The organism is Sphingobacterium thalpophilum (assembly GCF_038396785.1).
GTDB classification, from domain to species: Bacteria; Bacteroidota; Bacteroidia; order Sphingobacteriales; family Sphingobacteriaceae; genus Sphingobacterium; species Sphingobacterium thalpophilum_A.
The window spans coordinates 4,973,757-4,993,926 of the sequence record NZ_CP151087.1; the positions used below are offsets into that span (position 1 = coordinate 4,973,757).

Annotated in this window: 19 protein-coding genes; 10 read left to right on the forward strand and 9 right to left on the reverse strand. The window is 38.1% G+C overall.

Annotated elements, in window-relative coordinates; all coding sequences use genetic code 11:
- Window positions 1–13 precede the first annotated feature (13 nt).
- From AACH28_RS21965 to AACH28_RS21995, 7 genes are read right to left on the reverse strand one after another with little or no spacing between them, the layout of a single operon-like run.
- Window positions 14–1,291, reverse strand: a complete 1,278-nt coding sequence (locus AACH28_RS21965; RefSeq protein WP_341831497.1) for a GIY-YIG nuclease family protein — start codon at window positions 1,289–1,291, stop codon at window positions 14–16.
- Complete coding sequence (locus tag AACH28_RS21970; protein ID WP_341831498.1) at window positions 1,284–3,218, reverse strand: DEAD/DEAH box helicase; 1,935 nt, start codon at window positions 3,216–3,218, stop codon at window positions 1,284–1,286. Before AACH28_RS21970 ends, AACH28_RS21965 begins: the two co-directional genes overlap by 8 nt.
- 60 nt (window positions 3,219–3,278) lie before the next feature.
- Window positions 3,279–3,707 (reverse strand): type II toxin-antitoxin system death-on-curing family toxin, encoded by a 429-nt coding sequence (locus AACH28_RS21975; RefSeq protein WP_341831499.1) that lies wholly within the window; start codon window positions 3,705–3,707, stop codon window positions 3,279–3,281.
- Window positions 3,708–3,710: 3 nt separating this feature from the next.
- Window positions 3,711–4,784 (reverse strand): DNA-binding protein, encoded by a 1,074-nt coding sequence (locus AACH28_RS21980; protein ID WP_341831500.1) that lies wholly within the window; start codon window positions 4,782–4,784, stop codon window positions 3,711–3,713.
- Between the two features lie 3 nt (window positions 4,785–4,787).
- Complete coding sequence (locus AACH28_RS21985) at window positions 4,788–7,463, reverse strand: DNA methyltransferase (protein ID WP_341831501.1); 2,676 nt, start codon at window positions 7,461–7,463, stop codon at window positions 4,788–4,790.
- Window positions 7,464–7,517: 54 nt separating this feature from the next.
- On the reverse strand, window positions 7,518–8,327 hold the full coding sequence (locus tag AACH28_RS21990) for a hypothetical protein (RefSeq protein ID WP_341831502.1): 810 nt from the start codon (window positions 8,325–8,327) through the stop codon (window positions 7,518–7,520).
- Between the two features lie 6 nt (window positions 8,328–8,333).
- Window positions 8,334–8,606, reverse strand: a complete 273-nt coding sequence (locus AACH28_RS21995) for a helix-turn-helix transcriptional regulator (protein WP_341831503.1) — start codon at window positions 8,604–8,606, stop codon at window positions 8,334–8,336.
- Between the two features lie 71 nt (window positions 8,607–8,677).
- On the opposite strand from AACH28_RS21995, the gene AACH28_RS22000 reads away from it, so the two are divergent.
- Window positions 8,678–9,589 (forward strand): hypothetical protein, encoded by a 912-nt coding sequence (locus tag AACH28_RS22000; RefSeq protein WP_341831504.1) that lies wholly within the window; start codon window positions 8,678–8,680, stop codon window positions 9,587–9,589.
- 816 nt (window positions 9,590–10,405) lie between these two features.
- On the opposite strand, the gene ltrA is transcribed toward AACH28_RS22000, so the two are convergent.
- On the reverse strand, window positions 10,406–11,680 hold the full coding sequence (gene ltrA / locus AACH28_RS22005; RefSeq protein WP_341831505.1) for a group II intron reverse transcriptase/maturase: 1,275 nt from the start codon (window positions 11,678–11,680) through the stop codon (window positions 10,406–10,408).
- A 613-nt stretch (window positions 11,681–12,293) separates the two neighbouring features.
- On the opposite strand from ltrA, the gene AACH28_RS22010 reads away from it, so the two are divergent.
- The 7 genes from AACH28_RS22010 to AACH28_RS22040 all read left to right on the forward strand — a co-directional run bounded on the left by AACH28_RS22010 (window position 12,294) and on the right by AACH28_RS22040 (window position 16,838).
- Entirely contained in the window at window positions 12,294–12,767 is a 474-nt protein-coding gene (locus tag AACH28_RS22010) for a hypothetical protein (RefSeq protein ID WP_341831506.1), read from the forward strand.
- A 4-nt stretch (window positions 12,768–12,771) separates the two neighbouring features.
- Window positions 12,772–13,449 carry a hypothetical protein gene (locus tag AACH28_RS22015; protein ID WP_341831507.1) on the forward strand — a complete coding sequence of 226 codons (678 nt, stop codon included), beginning with the start codon at window positions 12,772–12,774 and terminating at the stop codon, window positions 13,447–13,449.
- A gap of 131 nt (window positions 13,450–13,580) precedes the next feature.
- Window positions 13,581–14,126 carry a hypothetical protein gene (locus tag AACH28_RS22020; protein WP_341831508.1) on the forward strand — a complete coding sequence of 182 codons (546 nt, stop codon included), beginning with the start codon at window positions 13,581–13,583 and terminating at the stop codon, window positions 14,124–14,126.
- Between the two features lie 47 nt (window positions 14,127–14,173).
- Window positions 14,174–14,830, forward strand: coding sequence for a hypothetical protein (locus tag AACH28_RS22025; protein ID WP_341831509.1), 657 nt, complete (start codon window positions 14,174–14,176; stop codon window positions 14,828–14,830).
- Between the two features lies 1 nt (window position 14,831).
- Window positions 14,832–15,398, forward strand: coding sequence for a hypothetical protein (locus AACH28_RS22030; RefSeq protein ID WP_341831510.1), 567 nt, complete (start codon window positions 14,832–14,834; stop codon window positions 15,396–15,398).
- Between the two features lie 54 nt (window positions 15,399–15,452).
- Complete coding sequence (locus AACH28_RS22035) at window positions 15,453–16,298, forward strand: hypothetical protein (protein WP_341831511.1); 846 nt, start codon at window positions 15,453–15,455, stop codon at window positions 16,296–16,298.
- 3 nt (window positions 16,299–16,301) lie between these two features.
- Window positions 16,302–16,838 (forward strand): hypothetical protein, encoded by a 537-nt coding sequence (locus AACH28_RS22040; RefSeq protein WP_341831512.1) that lies wholly within the window; start codon window positions 16,302–16,304, stop codon window positions 16,836–16,838.
- Window positions 16,839–17,070: 232 nt separating this feature from the next.
- On the opposite strand, the gene AACH28_RS22045 is transcribed toward AACH28_RS22040, so the two are convergent.
- Window positions 17,071–17,520: a helix-turn-helix transcriptional regulator gene (locus AACH28_RS22045; RefSeq protein ID WP_341831513.1), complete on the reverse strand. Its 450-nt coding sequence runs from the start codon at window positions 17,518–17,520 to the stop codon at window positions 17,071–17,073.
- Between the two features lie 190 nt (window positions 17,521–17,710).
- Between AACH28_RS22045 and AACH28_RS22050 the strand changes: the two genes are divergently transcribed.
- Together AACH28_RS22050 and AACH28_RS22055 are read left to right on the forward strand one after the other, a co-directional pair.
- On the forward strand, window positions 17,711–18,907 hold the full coding sequence (locus AACH28_RS22050; protein WP_341831097.1) for an IS110 family transposase: 1,197 nt from the start codon (window positions 17,711–17,713) through the stop codon (window positions 18,905–18,907).
- 791 nt (window positions 18,908–19,698) lie between these two features.
- Entirely contained in the window at window positions 19,699–20,073 is a 375-nt protein-coding gene (locus AACH28_RS22055) for a hypothetical protein (protein ID WP_286775124.1), read from the forward strand.
- Window positions 20,074–20,170 lie beyond the last annotated feature (97 nt).

Consider the following 20,170-nt stretch of genomic DNA (forward strand, 5'->3'; position numbering starts at 1 on the left):
GAGCAAGCTATACTTATTTCAAAACTATGCCTTCAATTGTAGCATCATATCGATACTTCACAATCTCCCCAGAAACAAACAAATCTATTGCCTGTAAAATCATATCCAAAGGAGCCACAAACCATTCCCTGGGCCTAGTCTTAAAACCATTCTTATCCGCCACTTCCAAGTCCAAGCACACCTCCGCAAAAAAAGTATGCATTAGCTGTTCAAACTTATAAGCGTCAAGATTATAACAGACCACCTTAGACACCAAATGCACATCAGACATCAAGTAAGTAGCCTCATCCTTCGCATTTTTAATACGATCCTCTACACTATTACGAGCCACACCAATCTTATACAAGTTTTTAATCCCACGAATCACTGGATCAACAGATTTAGATCGCAGCACATAAATGAAACCAGACTCCTGGTCACTCTCATTAACCAAATTTGCATTACTCAGCAACGAATGCATATTAGATTTATTAGAATGAGAGATAGCAGACCCTTCGTCATATAGCATTTTCTCTACCGATCTCAAATACATATTAGATTCCGTCCCATTCTCAAAAATACAACGCGTACGACCATCAAACCTTACACGAGTACCATCTTCTTTATAATGATCAGCTCGAGTCACCTCAATACTTTCCAACAAAAAGATAACACCCTTGTGAACATAAAAGGTCCCAGCCTGAAGAGCACCCGCCTTAAACTCAACATATTTTCTATCGCCGGATTTCAAGTCAGCATGCACCGATTTAAACATAGGCTCATATTGATCAAAATCTTTACACCGTTTTCTTCTCGCTACAAAATCTGTTTTCTCCCGTTCTTTATCCAGCTGAGGCAAATTTGAAGTATCAAATATCTGCAGCTGTTCTTCCTCTAAATCACCTAAAAGATTAAATGGATCTGCATTCAGCAAGTCATCAAACGACGTAACCTCCATATCCGTAAAGTCAACTTCTTCTTCAGCAACTGCTGCAGGTTCTTCAGAAACAAATTCTGTATCCAAAATATCCACGACAGGCAACAGGCCAAATTCATCAAATGAACTTAGTACAGAAACCTTATCAGAATCTTGAGACAAGGCCTCAAGACGAGCTGCCAACATACGTTCTTTGAAACCATTTTCCCGTTCCGGAGACTGACCATACTCAGAAACAAAATCATTAATTTCCTGAAAAGATTGGATTAAACGTTCCTCCTCAGTAATGCGACGTGCAGCTGGCTTAACTTCCAGCAGATTGAATTCATCATCAGCAAAGATATCTTCAAAACTGCGGTAAATTTTCTTATCCATTTTGAGTCACCGATTTTCTTTTCTTATCTCGTATATACAACAACACTTCAGCATAACGCTGTTCCTTCAGATCAGCAGAATGCACATCTGGTTCCCGTCCTTGTTCTTTTACAAATGCCAATATAGATGGCCAAGTCAACAGTGCCTCTTCCTCCGTTATTTTTATCTTAGAAGCGAGTAGTACATCCTGAATAGCTTTCAGCATAGGAACAGTAACTGATTTTGAAATGACTTCAAAAGCACGCTGAAAAGGATTAATGGTATCAATCAGGTTAATAGAAATGTCTTCGATATTAATAAATTGATTGGCCAAGGTGATGAACTTCTGGTCCCCAACCTCCGAAATTGTACCAGTCTTTACAGCTGAGTCCGTAACTACATATTGTCGAACAGCTTCCAGTTCTTCTTCTTCCAAGTCTGGATAGCGCATTTTAATAACTTTAGGAATAAGTACCTTATTGATTACCTCCGCATCAATTGTACTCGACAAAGCTTTCGTAACATCCTTATCCTGCAATATTGCCGCTTTCAGATCATTAATATCTTCTTCAACGATATCTTTCACACGTTTTGACACTAGTCCCTTAAATCCCTTTATTTTAATCGTACCGGGCTCATCAATTTCATTTTCATCACGCTTTGGTTTGAAATTAAAGTTGGGTGCCAATACTTGTTCCATTAAGAGCGAAGCGGTAATAGCTTTCAGCATATTGTTAACGGCAACGACAACGTTATCATCTTGTGTATCCGGTTTAGCCAATAGATTGGTAAACTGCGCATGTGTCTTGTTTGCACTGTCACGCGTAGCACGACCGATAATCTGGACAATCTCAGTTAACGAACCGCGATAACCAACGGTCAATGCATGCTCACAATAAGGCCAGTCAAATCCTTCCTTAGCCATACCCAAAGCGATGATCAGATCCATATCATCTTCAGTTTGAATATCCCGTAGATAATTCACGATCTTTTCACGTTGCTTAGCATCATCATTAACCAAATCTGCAACCTTCAAGACCTTCCCATCAGCTCGTCTTCGAACATGAATAATTCCTGTCTCTGGATCCACACTTTCTATTTCACCAATCATATCTAAGATACGGTCGACTTCATCATATTTATCCTTTGTCGACTCGCCCGAGTTCACATTGGGAATATGCAGAATTGTCTTTTTATCCGTATCCAATACTTCATTAATTGCTAAATGGTATTTACCTTGATAAAAATGATAACCAATACCCAATGATTTAAGGTACTTATAGCCATTCAACTGCTGGTAGTAATTATAAGTAACCTTAGCAAATTTCGCTTCGTCTTCAGGAGCTAATACCGGTATAGAATCTCCCCTGAAATAAGAACCTGTCATAGCCACAAGATGTACACTCGAGTTATTAATAAGACTGCGCAATACCGAACCTAAAATATTACTTCCATCTGCAGAGACGTGATGAAACTCATCAATGGCCAATAAGCAATCGTTAAAATCCGAATCTTCTAAAGCTTCATAGGCGAACCGCAAAGTTGCATGTGTACAGATCAGAATTTTTTCATCACTACGCATGAAATTTACAAATGCATCTACTTTAGTTTTGCTGCCATCCAAGCCAGGCGTACATAGATTATACAATTCGTTAGGCTCCCAATCCGCAAAAAAACCATGCGACATTAAATCTGTACGAGCAAACGAACTACCAATAGAGCGTTCCGGAACAGCTACAATAACTTTCTTAATACCCTGATTGACCAACTTATCCAGTGCAATAAACATCAATGCACGCGATTTACCAGATGCCGGCGGAGCTTTAATCAATAGCAATTGATTATTACGTGCCTGAAATGCCTTTTGTTGCATCTCCCGCATACCCATTGTATCGGATACTGTTGATGATCCTGTCTGTCCGTATGTTACTTGAATAATATTCTCCATTCTTATAATTGGTTTATTATTCACAGAGTGACATTGATGTCCCTCTGTGAAGACTGCATGCTAAAGCAATGCATTAAATATCTTTAACTTCAACGATTCCGAATAATCACTTTCGTAAACTATGGAATCGATAATTTCATGTAGAAGATCTCTATCAATCTTATTATCGGCCACATGAACAGCTATATTTTCCATTTGAACCATAAAATGACTGACTATATAATCCAATCCATTTATCTCTAGAAAATAAGCGGTGAGTGCGATCGAAGCTCTCTTGTTTCCGTCCTGAAAGCAGTGGTTTTTATTGATAGAGTAGAATAAGTGACAGGCTTTATCAACAAAGCTTTCATAGTAAAAATCATTCTGCAGATGGTCCAGAGTGCTGGCTAGCAATCCCTCATTGATAATACCATGAAGACCACCCGATTTATCAATAATATCGTCATGAACGCTAATGGCGTGCGCCACATCAAAGTATTGAACCCCCATGCGCTAGCGATCTTTTAGACGTTTGAAAACCTCAATATTCTCATCAATCTGCTCCTGAAGGCTTTTACTTTGCTCACCCAAAAACTTCTGATAGTCATCTGGCGAAATGCTATCGATATAGCTTTCCAGTTTCTTATGCACTACATCACGGAAACCATAATCCCGCGAAGCCATTTTTACCCGAGCATCCTCCAACTGCGGTTCCCAATGACGTCGATTCACAAAGCGGTGAATCAGAGCGTTCAATTCTGTGGGTTCTAGCTGTCTACCAAGGCGGTCATACTCATCTTTCATTTCATCCGCTATACCGATTTCAAAAGACGCAATTAGCTTGAGTACCTCAGCATACATCGTTTCTCTAGCGTTATCCTTTTCATCTAACTGTAGTAGCTCCTTATATTCGCTAGCTTTTTCCTTGAATATAGACTGGTAGATAGCGTCCGTATAAAACTTATACTTTACATTACCCATGTTTAGATAGCGACTAAGTGCACTCGTAAACTCTTTTCTATACTTTGGCTCTTTTACTATGGCCAACAAATACTCATCATCGCGCTGGTTGATATACTTCACCGATCCTCCAAGTTTTTTATTAACTAGGTCCAGCACCACATCAAGGATAGCACTACGAATGGATTTGGCCCGCTCGCTGTCAACTAGAATCATAGCCAAATTTAGAAAAGCACGGAAATTGAATACAGCCAAAGCTTTTAATCGATTAAGCTTCTGCTTCTCAGTTACATTTGTTGACAGAGGGACATCAGTGTCCCTCTGTGACTCTTGATCAATATCTTTGTAGATTAAGTGTCCAAAAAGCTCCTTGAATTCCTTCAGTTTTGCTCCACGCAATACACAGTAGCCATTGTGCTCCAGTTCCTGCAAATGATTTTCCACATAGCGTTTTATGGTCCGATCGGACACATCAAAGAAGTCGGCCAACTGCGTCGTCGTAAACCGATACTGTCCATCATAGAGCATGCCTGTAATACCCAAGAATTCCTGAATACTATCCAGCGCTTCGGGATTATTTAATATATTCTGCCTATCAACAGGCGATGTAGTCAAGTCAGCTGCCATACCTTATTTCTTTTTTTCTGCTGCAATCATTTTCTCATACAATTTAAACAAATGCTCCAATCTTTCTTCATCCGAATCGAAAGGTTTTGCGCGGTAACATGATTCCACAGCCAAATCATTCAAGCGATGCACTTCGCGCAAATCATCTGGCATCTTATCGGAATCATATAGTTGTGCCAATGTTTTCTCTGGATATCGCTCTCTTGTTTCCAAAATCTGATAAGCCCATTCCTCCAGTTCTCTTTCTTTCTCTTTACTGATTTTCGGGAAAGGGAAGGTGTTGTAGCAAATTACGGACGAGTATCTATAATCATTTTTCAAACGACCTGCGACTTGTCTTACCCATGTCATATGCATAGCCGATGTACATAAAGAAAAAACATAAAATGGCGGATCATAAATTGCAAATGCAAGATTGTTGACAATGATTTGTTTATCAACAACACCTATTGGAATATATTTTCTCCTTTCAGAGGACGTTCCAGGGAATACTAAGGTTGTCTTATTTGCTTCCCTCATTTCTCTAAACTTATGAGGAGTATCAGCTAATTTTCTTACACCTGGGTCTATAGACTCTAGCCTTATTTTCTTGTTAAGTTCAATCTTTTCTTTAATAAAAGGGAATGAAAGCGCATCACCTAATAAGTTATCTGTAATCCAAAGACAATATCTAGGTATTCTATTAATATATTCTTTAGAGCCAACAATCTGTCTAATGAATTTTTTTATCGCAGGTGTTTTAGAAACAATTGCTGTATATTCTGAATAATCAAAATGTATAATACCTCGATCATAAGGCATATTTCCAAGGACCATATTGGGCAAGCTTGAGATAGGTGTAGATCGTTTGTGAACTAAGACCTTATTTCCTTCTTCAAGATAAGAATTAATATATGAAACTTTTTTTTTCACATTATCTGCATATAGATGTTTAGCTTCAGAATTGATATTTCGTACGCCAACAATAACACAGAATACAGCAGCCTTTCCCTTCGCATTATTAGCCCACTTAAATGATTGGTGACCAAAATAAATTTCCTGATTTAGATCAAAAATAGATTTCCAAAGAAGTGTAGCTTGTTCTCCTTGACAAATTGAATTTGTAGATACTAAAGCATACTTAGCTTGAGTTTCTCTAATAAATTCGGAAGCCTTCAAAAACCATAATGATATATAATCTAGCTTAGTAGACTTTCCTAAATAGTCGAAAAGGTCTTCTTTTTGAATCTTAGTTTGCTGAGAAAAACCCTTATAAGGCGGATTCCCTAGAATATAAATCTCATCACCATCTTCTTTCGGGCAAACTTCTTCCCAATCAATACGACAAGCATTAGCACGAACTATTTTTCCCGAATCTTTTAGTGGTAAGGCAGGCCTTGAGTGTCCAAATTCTTTTCGAAAAGCTTGGTTCATCTGATGTTCTGCTAGCCACAAAGACAAACGAGCGATTTCATGTGCAAAGTCATCAATCTCAATCCCAAAAAAGTTATTTAAGCTAATTAGTGAGTTGAAGGACACAAAATCCAAAGTACCTGATCCCTTATTTCCTTTAAGCTCCGTCAAATCGTTGAGTATTTGAATCTCTAATTCCCGAAGCTTTTTATAAGCGATGATCAAAAAATTACCAGATCCACAAGCAGGGTCAAATATCTTGATATTGGATATCCGCTGTATCAAAGCATTCAATTGCTTTACATTGCCCTTGGACTTTTGATACTCTTCCAACAGTTCGTCCAAGAATAAAGGATTGATAACCTTCATAATATTCGGAACCGAAGTATAATGCATCCCCAATCCACCGCGCTTATCCGTCGTGACTACAGCCTGGATCATAGATCCAAAGATGTCCGGATTAATAGCAGACCAATCCAACTGGCCACATTCCAAAATTAAGTTTCGCGATTTAACCGACAGCACCGGAATAGGGTACACCTCACGGAAGAGCCCACCATTTACATAAGGAAATTTGTGCAAGTACTGTTTTTCATTGGTACGGTCAACATTGTCCGTATTCAGAATCAAGAAAAGATCCCGTAGATATTCCTGTGTATCACTAGCGTCTGCTTTGGTATTACTGGTGATGGCTGCAGTAAACAATTTGTCTTCAAAAATCCCCGTATCTTCCGCAAAGTAGCAGAACAACAACCGCGACAAGAAAACATTCAGCTGATGGATCTCATCTTCAGTAGAAAACTGATTATCCAGGTTAATCTGATCATAAAGCTTAGCCATCTTCTCCGCAGCCTTTACATCTGCAGGATTCTCCGCCAAATACTGAGCCTTCTCGATACCAGCAAACGGCAAGAAGAAATCGAAGTGCTTATCCAAGTCTGCAACCTTACAATCCAAAGTATCCTGCGTCAGCAAATCAACAGCCAACAACGTCTCCAGATCCGTCACCATCACAAAACGAGGTTGAGATTTTTTCAACCGCACGTCACTTCGAAGCTCCTGGACCAACTCCAACAGATTAGTGCTCGCAGCGACCTGTCTATAAAGAAGCTTCTTCTTCCAGACAAGCTCACCATCAGCTTCACCAAGATTTATCTTACCCGACTGAAGCCGAGCGATAGTAGCCTTCGGAGTACCAAACGCCAACAAAAAATCATATATAAAAGTATCAGAATCAACAGAAGCAATCAGCCCCTTAATATTATCTTCTATCTGAGCAATGGTCATATTCTTACAACAACACGGTTAATTAACTAGTCAAAATATTCTGTAGGTCTATTTCTAACCGAAATATTTCTGCACGAAAAATCCTAACCAAAATACTGCAAAACTCCAAATTCCACTTAAAATCCAATTATTCGAAATAATCTCCTTTATTCCTGAAATGGATAATCCATAAATTGTTCTTTGGTTTACTTTCACTTTTAAGCTATTACTATCAATTTTCTCTAGAATACTTTCAATAATACTAACCTTATTCAGGGTAGATTTATGAAGAGCAAGATAGTTTCTATTTTCAAAAGCTTCAGCCTCCTTTTTACCACTCAAAGCATCTCTGCAGGAAATTCCATTCCTTTGGCATAAACTCAGTAATTTACCGCTCTCTCCATGATCTTCATAATCATACGTATATATTTTAGTTAAGATTCTAGGCAAATCAAATCTATTTTCAATATCAATTTCTAACGGAATGCCGCAAAGAATTCGAAATCTATTTGAAATGGCTTCAAACCCAAAATTAGTATCACGCATATTCCAATGAATCCATTTAAATTTAAGCCTTTCTCTAGCAAAACGGTAAAACTCATCAAGCATATCATATTCTAATTTATCGTAATCAGTATCAGATAAATTATTAAAATCCATTTGATTAATTTGAGCCTGAATATGAATTGAAAATGAAATAGTTTGTCCTGTCTGTAAATTACGAATTGAGATAGATGTTACGCGAGGACTTCTCCCATGTAAATTCACAAAAGACTCGCAAGAGTAGTGTATAATCAGAGATTTCTCCTTATTGTCAAGAGATTTCTCCAATTCTTTTAACCCTTCATTACGTTGCTTTAATCTTTTAGATTGGATAAAACTCATTGGACACTAAATAATTTTCATAACTAATTTCAATGATTCCTTTTTATACGACTCATTATCTACTACTTTAAGCACTTTGTCTGCCAACCACACAATCAACAATTCTCGTTCAGAAACTTTGAAAATTGAAGCTATTTTCAATAGGTCTTCTTTCCTAAATGCGCGATCACCACGTTCCATCTTACTCAACAAGGCAGTATCCATATCCAACTGAGCAGCAAGCTGTCGAAGCAGAACATTGTTCGCCTCTCGTAGCTCTCGGACTTTCTCTCCAATCATAACCTTTTGCTTTGAAATTTGACTTGACAATTATTGGCTAATATATGGTTTTTTACCTATATTGAGAAGCAATGTATAGACAACATTTTTTCAGTAGATTTGCATCCAATTGGAAAGAAACCTTCAAAAAACACGGTATAACAATTAATGCAGGAGATTTTACGCTTCCTGATGAATTATACCTATGTCCAATTTCTCTAAATTTATACTCAATTGAGAGCCTTAAAAATAAAGAACTAACAATAGAACATGTCCCGCCCAAAAGCCTTGGAGGAAAAGAATTGGTCCTCGTAGCTAAAGAAGTTAATAATACAGATGGACATACTTCAGACAAAGACCTACTTCTATTTTTTCAAACGAAAAATTTCTTAGAACATGGTAAAGTTCTAAATGCAAAAATAAGTGCTGAGAATTTAGATATGAAAGGTATCACAACAGAATTTTCATTACAAAGATTACAAGCTTCGGAAGTTAATAAGATGAATATAAAATTCATGACTTCACAGCATAACATCAAAGTCATGGAATTTAAAGGTTTATTTGATAATTGGAATGAACTATCTTTTAAAGTTTCTGGACAAATGTCTACCAAACTTAAAGTTAAAACTATACTAAAATGTGCGTACCTAACCGCATTTTCACGAATTGGATACGACTTGCTATATGATAGATCAGGTTATAAATCGAACACCTATGGTGTTATTTTGGACATTTTGAATAACCGTAAAAATGAGCAAGACTTTCCATTTGCATGTCTGGCAGAACACGCGCCATTAGAAAATACTGATTTAGGTGTCATCAATAGACCTTTAAATTTGAGAGCTTTGGTTGTGAATTTGAGTTTTAAACTAGATGACCAGCTTCACAAATACGTTGTTTTTCTTCCTCACCCTGAATCTACTGACCTTGAAAACTTGAAAAGCATTAAAACAATATCGGGTGATGTAAAGTTCAACATAAGTTCAATTACTTATAAGATGTAGCAATGCCAATTTAAATAGCATTTCATTTGAACTGAATTTTCGCAATATCAATATAATTACATTCTGTGGAAGAATAAGCTTCGGTTTTTTAAATTTCATCCTTCAACGATTGTTAAGGCCAAAAAACAAGTATTCAAAAATGACCCAATGGTCCGTTTTTGAAGTACACCAAACCTGAAATATTGTTACTATCTTTGTAATAGTAATAAAAGTATGATTGCTTACTATCATCGCTTTGTTGAATGGTGTTGGATACTGTCCATCTTGGGTTAATTTTTTACTGAATATAGTGACGGGGATACAGTTGGGAGTTCAGATTATAGAAATAAAGAAATTGTGGATTAAGATAAGAAAAGGATGTGATATGATTTATTCAAAACTAAACAGAAGAATGTGGAACCTGGGTGGACGTAAAACTACACATTCAAAAAGCGTGAGAACTACTATATAGAGCATAGGTTCCACTCACCAGAAAATTAACAAATCATTATATTAGAAGGGCTGTAAAAGCCCTTTTTATGAATCACAACACTACTCAATCACCTGATTATCAAATATTTATACATCAAGACAGCTATACACTTACGTGCAAAAAAGCAAACAAGGCATTTGTCGCCCTCCTACAATAAAGAATGATTTTAATTCTATTAAAGATTTGCAAAAGTTACAATTCCCTTTAAGTTATCTTAACTTAACAGCACTCCCAATCTAACATAAATTTGCCCGAAATATGTCCGAAATCGAGTAGGAAGATAGGGATTATTTCCCTATCTGTCCTCTCACACCCGGCATACGGATCCGTACCAAGGCGGTTCGTTAGAATAACGTCGTTTGATGTGTTGTTCTCCAGTAATAGTAGTCTGCAAATCCTTCGTAACCTAGTTTAGTAAAGTATGAGTTTGTTAGCGTTGTTTGAAGGATAGGACTTGTCCCTGTTCGAGTATAGGATTTACGGGTGTTCGCATGTTGATAGGCAAGCCTGCGTTTGGCTCCCAGTTTCATTAAGTTCCGAATTCGATTACTTGCGGTCTTCCATTGTTTCCATAGCAGAACACGCAAGCGTCTTCGCACTAGTTTATCTAGCGCTACCATCACCTTCTTATTCGTTGCTATACGAAAGTAATCCACCCACCCGTGAATGATTTGCCGTAGTTTAGTCAATCGCTCATGCATAGGAGTAACTGTATTACGTCGAGTATTTTGACGTAACTTCTCTCGGATTCGTTCGATACTCTTTGCAGAGATACGAATGTGCCAGTCTCCTTTAGTTTTGAAGAAACTAAAGCCTAGTAAATTACTTTGGGAAGGTCTGCTTACCTTACTCTTTTCATGGTTCACCTTCAGCTTTAGTGTGGATTCGATGTAGCTGGTGATGTTGCGCATAATACGAGTTGCGGATTTATTGCTCTTCGTGTAGATACTACAGTCATCCGCATAGCGTACAAATCGATGTCCACGGGAGCTGAGTTCCGTATCCAGTTCGTGGAGGATGATGTTTGACAAAAGTGGACTTAAAGGACTGCCCTGTGGTGTGCCCTTGGTTCGCTTTTGTTCAAGACCATGATCCATAATCCCACAACGAAGGTATTTCCCGATCAGCACTAGGACTCGACGATCCGTAATCTTCTTGCTCAAAAGATACATCAGTTTGTCGTGGTTCACTTGATCGAAGAATTGCTCCAAATCAAGTTCAACGACCCACGTATAGCCCAAGTTCAGATACTCTTGCGCTTTATTGACGGCCTGATGAGCATTACGATTCGGACGGAAGCCGTAGCTGTTGTCGTGAAAATCACCCTCATACTTTAACCCAAGCCATTGGGAAATGCTTTGCTGAATAACACGGTCGATGACCGTGGGAATACCCAGCATACGCTTGCCGCCACTTGCTTTGGGAATCTCTACTTTCCGAACAGCTTGTGGGCGGTAAGTGCCAGAGAGAATATCCGATCGAAGGGGTTGCCAGTGCGTGTTAAGGTAGTCACGAAGATTATCGATCTGCATACCATCAACTCCGCTGGCGCCTCCATTAGAGATGACACGGTCAACTGCGTGTTTGACATTTCGGATGTGTAATATCTCTTCCAACATAGTATTACTAAAAAAAACCTCAGGCATTGTGTCCATTGTTTGCATGACTCAGCTAAGCTCCTCTTGCATTTTACTATCAGTTTCCGACCTACCCTCATGCAAGTAGTTCTCTTAAGTGGTTCGGCTTTTAACACTTCGTCATAAAATTCTTGGTTCCTTTGCCATTCTAACATTCAGACCTTCCCCTGTATAAAGTAGAGAAACAGGGTACTATGTCCTCTGCTGACTTCTGACTAAAGCATACTAGCATTATTATTCTGCTATATGTTTCTTCGCGGGCATTCGCGTATACCTTTGACAGAGTTTAGTCAGTCTCCCCAGGTAAGAACAATAACTTTCACCTCATATATCCGCTACATTTACCATAGTGTTTCCGTACAGTTTAGGGCATCGGTTTGTTTTGCAACCTTACCCAACACTTGCGGCCTTGTATGTAGTTTCTGTTCGTCGGACCGAGGTTTTGCCTCAGACTTCCTTCAGATTCCACCTCGCGGTGGACACCCTTGTCCTAAGCTAACACTTCCCACTGTAAAGGTGTGTTCGGGACTTACACCCTAGAGTTATTGCCCATGCTGGGCACACAAAAGAAAAAGCCACTGATTATCAGTGGCTTTTGTCGGGGTGGCAGAACGTCAACAGGGGGAGGCTCAAAGGCAACGACAGAACAAGATATCAGATTTACGATACCGTGAAGGCGGGCATCCGTAACAGCAGGAATTGGTCGGAACTACAGAACTATATCCGCTACAGAGGTGTAGAAATGCAGTTTAAATACAGATCGGGGACGGATGAGGTTCAGGGTATTTCGTTCAGCAAAAACGGACAGACATTTCGGGGATCGGCCATTGACCGCTCGTTGAGCTATGGACAGATCGACAGAGCTTTAAATGGGATCGATATCGTTATGGAACAAACCCATCGGATGGGAAGCAATGTTTCGACAGATCGGTCTATGGACTCCAACATCGGGGAAACCATCGGTTACTTAGCATCCGCTTTGTTTTCGATACCCGAAATTGTACCGGAGCAGGAAGATCCATTTATCAAGAAGAGAAAAAAGAAAGAAAATTACAGATTAAAACGTTAAGAATATGCGCACAGAATTAGAAAACTTACAGCAACAGGTAAACACTTTACAGGAGAATACAGATCTTATTACGCAGGACATCGTACGGATCATGCCGACAATAGTATCCCTGCTTTCTGGAAATGAAAAGAACATGAAGGATCTTTATGAGATACGGGCAAAGGATCAGGAACTTTTACGCCAGATACAGACTTTTATGAAGCGTGAAAATGATGTGCTGTCAAGGATCGTCAAGGATTACGGTTCATTGCAGAATCTGGCTATTCAGATTGTAGATGCGACAGGACAAGAGGTCAACAGATTGGTTGACAAGGAAAAAGAGATTATTTCAAAGCTCGCTGAAATCCCTGATCAGGTCAATGTAAAACATCAATATGGGCTTGATCTAAAGTCCACACCCGTGATTATTATCATGATAATATTGTCGATCCTCATCTCAGTGGGTTTAGGTACTCTATACGAGAAAAACAGAATGTTAGATGACAGGAAGTCTTACGAGATGCGCTATCGAATGATGGAATTGGAGCTACCCAATGTTACATCGCATATTGATTCCACATACGCACGTGATTCCGATAAATTCCATGATTTGGTAATAAAAAGAGAAGAGGAAAACAAACTGTTATACAGCATCGAACGAAAACGTCAAGAGATCAAAAAGCTTAAGATCCATCAACAGTAAAAATTCCACGAGAATTTATAAAAGTCTGACAGATATTCTTCGGACTTTTTACATTCAGCAGAATTGTACGCTTTCCCGTAAACTTAAAAGACAAATTATCTTTAACTTTACACAAAACACTGATAATACATATGAACAAAATATTGACCTTAAAATACTTACTTCTTTTTCTTGCTTTGATTACGTTTTCATCATGCAAAACAAATGAACCTTGGGATTACCCACATTTACTCGATCCACAAGATTACGTCAGATATTACAAAAACTTTGACCTCCTACGCAATGATTTAGAGAAAAAAGATTACGTCCATGAACCATATGGAACTTTACACGGCAATCCCCATGAAATGTGGGAACAAACATTTGTTGAACTCAACTATTCAAGTACAGTAATTATACGCTATAATAATTCGGAAGATAAAACTAATGCAAATGTAACTTCTTTTGAGACGTGGATTACTACAGATGGTGAAGAGCAAAATAAAGACAGGTTTAAAACGTTTATTGACGGCTATGTGAACCGTATAAAAAAGTATTTTCCGAAAAGAGGAGCTCAAAAGCATGGAAATGGAAATGAATATGAACTAACGTTAAGTAACGAACACGGATATAACGTCACTATCAAGAATGATCTAGAACAGGGCAACCAATTCATCGTGATTATAGATAAAGAGTAGAAACAAATAGTCTGAAACAATAATTTACCTCTATATAGTCGAGAATTATGAAAATAGCTGGGACAAAATCAGCGTCCGACTGGAAAGAAATTGAAAAAAAACTCGATCTGCAAAATAATACTTTTTGGAAAGAAGCTTTTGATTTCCTTTACATAAGGATACAGACAAGATATATCAATCCTATTGAGGAGATATTGCGAATTAAGAAATTCGAGGGAGAGGGGTTTGCCATTGTTAGCTTACAATGTTCTCTTATTGAAACAATCGAATGTTTCGTTAACGGATGGAAATTTAGAAGTAATCCAAGGGGGTGGTTTAAAAAAAACAAATCAAATAATGTTAAAAACCACAATAATAGCACAATTTTTAAATCCTTTTTTGAAAAACGTTCAGAGTTTACCGAAATCCCTATAGACGGAAATGATTTTTACGTATCTGTACGTTGTGGATTATTACACGAAACGCAAACTACAAATAATTGGAAAATTAGACGCAATGACAGTAGAAAAGAATTTGATTGGTATAGCCAAAGTGGTGACTTAAAGACTATCTATCCCTATCAACTAAACTGTATACTTAAATCTTTAATCGCAAGATTTAAAACCGCTATAATAACAGGAGCAGATTTTGACGAAATATCCAGTACCTGCTTACGGGAAAACTTCATCGATAAGATGAATCATATCTATACAAAATCAATGTAAAATGAAAATAGCAATATTAGGCTGGGGCTCATTGATTTGGCAATCAAATGAGTTAGAGTATGACAAAAGATTAGGTTGGATTAATGATGGACCGTGCCTACCTCTTGAATTTTCCCGAATATCAAGCGATGGAAGGTTGACTTTGGTGATAGACAAAAATGCACAAATGGTTAGAACACTATATTCAATTTCGCTATGTGAAGAACTAGGTGAAGCGATCTGTAATTTAGCAGCTAGGGAAAGGTGTGCCGAAAATAAGATTGGTAGATACATCAAAGAAATTGAAGAGAGTTACCCAAAGGACTTTCTTTTCAGTGAAGATATTAAATCATGGATTAATACTATTGATGTTGATGCTGCTATATGGACTAATCTTTCAAAGAAATTTAAAGACAAAATTGGGTTGAATCATAATTCTGACAACGTGATAGAATACCTGCGAACACTATCTAATGATGTCAAAGCCAATGCCGAGGAATATATTAGAAAAGCACCTTTTCAGATAAATACTGCATTGCGTAAAGAGATTGAAGATAAATTAGGATGGACTATGATAAGTAAGATTTAAATGCACCACTAACAGCCTTCATTTTGCAACACAATAAATATCAGCATATTAAAAATGGATAATAGAGACTATTTATTAATAAACAACATCCAGATCCTTGGTGAATTCCGGATACATTACGGAAGTATTTACGACAATCCAAACAAAGAATGTTTAAGGGCGGTTTTAAAAGTCAACAAAAAAAGCAACAATAACTTTTACTTCACGCCAGGCTACAAGTCATATGACGACAAATACTTCCAATGCCCTTTATCGGTTATATACACTCAATTGAACTTTATTGAAATCATCAATACTGAAAATACATCCTCTTTCAAAGCTGAAGTCGTCATTTTCTCCAAAAATTTTAAACAGACAAGGACTCTTAATATAAACTGTACACTCTCAAACCGTGGTAGTCAATCAGTATTGAATCCGATGCGATTAAATGGTGTTATAAATTTAATCAACAGCTATGTTGATGCGGGATATGAAATTGACTTACTAAACGTAGAATATATAGAAAAAAATTTAGATGTCCCTAGATTATATCCATCTGATTTGCTAAGCATTATCAACGCACTCAAATTTGAATTCTTTTCTAATGACCAAATAAGAGTTGGGAAAGATAATTGGTTTTGGGAGGAGGTCGAGATTTCAAATTTGCCTAGCGATTATTTAAGAAAACTCTTTGTTAGCATTTTATCGAAGTCCAATATATTAGATACTTGCAGACTAAAAGACTCAACGATTATAGGTACCTATAAGCATCACAATGCTTGGTGCGGATCTGATGGTCGAAGACCCATTGGGTTGGATGAAAGCAAAATAGAAGAAATAAAGGATTACCTTAAGATGAATATATTGGAGGTATACGACCCAGCAACAGATATTAATGAGAGGCTAATTAAAAGGATTTAGAGAATGATAAATTACCACTTTATCCCAATAAAAACCAAAACACCATGGCTATTGGATCACCGTGTTTTTTATTTTCAATTAGGAAAAAGACCGAAATACGAAACATTTGTTAAAAAGAACTATGAAGAGATAAATAGAATTGCGAATCAGAACGGACTATCGTTCATCTTACATAGGCATTTTACTAAAAACAATATAGATCATTCTCAAATTGATCACGAATTTCTTAAGGAAATATCCAACATAGATGAAAAGAAGTTTTATGACGAACTAGAATGGCAAATATTTACCTATCAAGTGATAGACCCTGTATATATTGTACGTAAATATAACGATACGTCATTAATTGCTTGGGGATATGATGCTTTTAAAAAAGGTAAAAGGGGAGTAAGATTTCCATTTGAGTCGTTACTCCCCATTAACCATATTGTAATAGGAGAGTATTGCCAACTAAACCCTCATTCAGATGAAAATTGGACGTCAAATACTGAATATATGGCTTTAAAGGTTGATAAAACGGGGCTTCCTTCTAATAAGTAAAGCTTCAAACACCAACTTTTCTTAACTTAACAAGTTCGAAAAATTTATATAATTCTGTCCGAAATATGTCCGAAAATAGAAAAAGCCACTGATTATCAGTGGCTTTTGTCGGGGTGGCAGGTTTCGAACCTACCACCTCGTCGTCCCGAACGAAGCACGAGGCTACCGAGCTATGCTACATGTCTTTCGATATCTCAATAGCTCGTTTAAAATACCTCCTTATAATAGCGGATCAATTTTCACCCTTCAACCTCTTCACCTCTTCCGTCAAATCAGCAACAACTTTGGTCAAATCCAAGATAGCTTTAGTTTTAACTTCATCATCGTGAATGAGTTTTTCTAAAAGCGACGTTAATTTGGGAGTTTCATTAAATATTGGTTGATGGTTTTGATGTGCGACGGCATGATCTTTAAAATCATGATTGTGTTGAATATTATAGATAGCGTTATCATCATTAAAATTTTTGATGAATTCGACAGTGACACCTAGTGCTGTAGCTAATTCTTCAAGGGTAGGTTCTTCAATAACGATTTGACTTTCGAGATCTGATATTTTCTGTTGAGAAAAATTACTTGGACACATTTTACCTAACGCATCCTGCTTAATTCCTTGCATCCTACGAAGCTTTGCCACAACTTCACCTTGTTTAATTTTTCTTTCATCTTGAAATGCAATACTCATAATTACCTGATTAAAATAAATCCGTAAAATACGGGTAAGTTACCCGTTTGTTACCAAAATCAAATTCGGTACCTTTGATATAAATTTACATTTAATTTTCCGATTACACACAAGCGGATAAAAATTGGCGAGAGCTATCGCAATCAAAGCAAGTCCCGCTGCTTATCTTTATGTTGAAAAAAAAAGTTATATGAAAACAGCAGGACTTGACGTGCATAAAGATAGTATTTTTTGTGCGGTATTTAATGGGAAGCATTATTCGGATGTGGAGGTTTTCGAAACCTTCAGTACGGGCATTCGACAGTTGGGAGCCTACTTGAAGGCTGCGGGTGTTCTCCGAGTAGCGATGGAGAGTACCAGTATTTACTGGATCCCGGTCTGGAATATTCTCTCTGAAATGGGCTTTGATCTGATGCTGGTGAATCCCTTTTTAATCAAACAGCTGCCCGGCCGCAAAAGCGATGTAAAGGATGCACAGTGGATTGCCCAGCTACTTCACAAAGATATGCTTCGCGGGAGTTTTGTGCCCGGTGAGCGAATACAGGAACTCAGGAGCTACACCCGTTCCTATAGCAAGTTGCAACAGCGGATAGTCCGTATGCTTACCAAAATGGACAATATCCTCGTACAGGCCGGAATCCGTTTGGGTAGTCTTGTGACCGATATCGGAGGGAAAAGTATGCTGAGTGTCATTGATGCCCTGATAGCCGGGGAGCGTGATGCCGTACGTTTAAGCAAACTGGTCTATGCCAGTAAGAAGAACAAAGAAAACGGAAAGCTGGCAGCAGCACTAACCGGCTGCATGAAGGAGCACCACCGCTTCAACCTGCAGATGGCAAAAGCTGAATACGACCTGTTGATCAAGCAGTCTGCTGAGTATATAGAAAAGATTGAAGCTATCTGCCTGCGTGATTTTCCACGGCAGAGTGCCTTGCTAAAGACGATTCCCGGCGTTAGCCGTATCAGTTCCGCTGTGATCATCGCCGAGACCGGCGCAGACATGAAAGTTTTTGAAAACAGCGGTAAACTGAGCGGATGGGTCGGATTACGACCAAAGAATGATGAAAGCGCAGGGAAATATAAAAGTACAGCAATCACTAAAGGAAACAGATATCTCAAGCCAATACTGGTACAGGTTGCCTGGGCGGCAAGCCGCTGTAAAGGCTCCTATTTTAAAGACAAATTCAACCGTCTAAGTATAAGAAAATCCTCGAAAAAGGCCCTGATCGCTATCGCACGAAAAATATCCGTTGTTGTATGGAATATCCTAAAAGACTTAACCCCTTATAATCCGGCACTACAGGTGATCTACGAACCAGCCAAACTAGATGCCAGGATACGGTATCACCAAAAAGAAATGGAACGCATAGCGAAACTTAAACCATAACAATTTTTTGCGTAAAGGCCGGGTATCTTTATGGTGGCTAAAAGACCCCGTTTTTAAATTGGCCAATGCAAATGCCTGAAAAGGCTATAAGTACACAAGCATGAGTTAATGCCAGCCTTACGGCTGACCAAACTCGAAGAGGAAAATCGCAAAACCCAATGCGCAAGGGGACTGTATTATAGTTAATTTATAGAGGAAAGATACGATTATTTGTCAATAAAAACTGCTTTAATAATATTTAAAGCCACTTTTGGGATGAATTATTTGTCTTTAGCATATTAAAACAATACATTTGCATCATCTTAATAGGTGGATGCACTTATGAGTCTTGTTAACGAAACCTGAGAAATTTCAAATGGAACAAGGCGATAAGTGGATCAAGCGCCCGTCGGTAATGGCGTGGCGTCCCGCTTACTCGTTCCATGGGCTTCTCAGGGCCTCGTTAACAGTGGGTTGGATGTCGCGCCATTGCCGTCTCTAATACCTACTAAAAAAGACTCGTTTTTATAAATCAAACGAGTTATGAACAAAAAACAAAGATCAAAGAACATCATCACAGCCCCCGAGTAGCTCGGCTGGTTTGGCCAAATTAGATTTGGCTTCTCTTTGCCATGGAACGCGTAACGCCAATATTATACACCTGTGTGACCCCTCAATCAAACGCGCTCTGGCTCCCAGAATGAATTAATTATTACTAATGTGAACTGAGTAACATCAGGCTCCCAATAAAAAGCTGATTTCGATCGGAGAGGGGATGCTATGTACTTTCGGTTACGAAGACTTACTGAAAAATGAACAGGATTTTAGCGCTACAATTTGCTTTTGACTGGATGATTTATGATGTCCATAAGGTCGATTACACCCCAATAAAGGAGATTGAGGCATTCTGGAATCATTATGCCTTAGATGCTATTTCTGCTAATATTATCCAGCTATTGAGTACTTATCTTGATAGTGGCATAGGAGAAAATAGGCTCCTGAAAGATGAGGAAATGCAGGAATTTGCAACTGCATTGTATCGCGTATTGATCGCCTACAATGTCGCCAATTATCGCCATATAGACCTGCGTAAAATGCAGCTGTCAGCAGAAGCTGAAGAGCGCATCGGAAAAGAGCTAGAATTGAGCAAGAAAGTCGCTGAGTTTTTCAGTAGGTTATCGAAATAACCGCCAACAAAAAAATTATGAATATCCTGAAATTTTTAGCCTTTTTAAGGGGCTATATAACCTATATATTTCAAGTACCTGTGAAGCACTACTTAAG

Bases quoted from the DNA above. Each gene is read 5' to 3' on its own strand.
- AACH28_RS21985 (WP_341831501.1), bottom strand. From the start codon at position 7,463: ATGACCATTGCTCAGATAGAAGATAATATTAAGGGGCTGATTGCTTCT.
- AACH28_RS22015 (WP_341831507.1), top strand. From the start codon at position 12,772: ATGCGCACAGAATTAGAAAACTTACAGCAACAGGTAAACACTTTACAG.
- AACH28_RS21965 (WP_341831497.1), bottom strand. From the start codon at position 1,291: ATGGATAAGAAAATTTACCGCAGTTTTGAAGATATCTTTGCTGATGAT.
- AACH28_RS22000 (WP_341831504.1), top strand. From the start codon at position 8,678: ATGTATAGACAACATTTTTTCAGTAGATTTGCATCCAATTGGAAAGAA.
- AACH28_RS22020 (WP_341831508.1), top strand. From the start codon at position 13,581: ATGAACAAAATATTGACCTTAAAATACTTACTTCTTTTTCTTGCTTTG.
- AACH28_RS21970 (WP_341831498.1), bottom strand. From the start codon at position 3,218: ATGGAGAATATTATTCAAGTAACATACGGACAGACAGGATCATCAACA.
- AACH28_RS22040 (WP_341831512.1), top strand. From the start codon at position 16,302: ATGATAAATTACCACTTTATCCCAATAAAAACCAAAACACCATGGCTA.
- AACH28_RS21995 (WP_341831503.1), bottom strand. From the start codon at position 8,606: ATGATTGGAGAGAAAGTCCGAGAGCTACGAGAGGCGAACAATGTTCTG.
- AACH28_RS22035 (WP_341831511.1), top strand. From the start codon at position 15,453: ATGGATAATAGAGACTATTTATTAATAAACAACATCCAGATCCTTGGT.
- AACH28_RS22055 (WP_286775124.1), top strand. From the start codon at position 19,699: ATGAACAGGATTTTAGCGCTACAATTTGCTTTTGACTGGATGATTTAT.
- AACH28_RS22045 (WP_341831513.1), bottom strand. From the start codon at position 17,520: ATGAGTATTGCATTTCAAGATGAAAGAAAAATTAAACAAGGTGAAGTT.
- AACH28_RS22030 (WP_341831510.1), top strand. From the start codon at position 14,832: ATGAAAATAGCAATATTAGGCTGGGGCTCATTGATTTGGCAATCAAAT.
- AACH28_RS22050 (WP_341831097.1), top strand. From the start codon at position 17,711: ATGAAAACAGCAGGACTTGACGTGCATAAAGATAGTATTTTTTGTGCG.
- AACH28_RS21975 (WP_341831499.1), bottom strand. From the start codon at position 3,707: ATGGGGGTTCAATACTTTGATGTGGCGCACGCCATTAGCGTTCATGAC.
- AACH28_RS21980 (WP_341831500.1), bottom strand. From the start codon at position 4,784: ATGGCAGCTGACTTGACTACATCGCCTGTTGATAGGCAGAATATATTA.
- ltrA (WP_341831505.1), bottom strand. From the start codon at position 11,680: ATGTTGGAAGAGATATTACACATCCGAAATGTCAAACACGCAGTTGAC.
- AACH28_RS21990 (WP_341831502.1), bottom strand. From the start codon at position 8,327: ATGAGTTTTATCCAATCTAAAAGATTAAAGCAACGTAATGAAGGGTTA.
- AACH28_RS22025 (WP_341831509.1), top strand. From the start codon at position 14,174: ATGAAAATAGCTGGGACAAAATCAGCGTCCGACTGGAAAGAAATTGAA.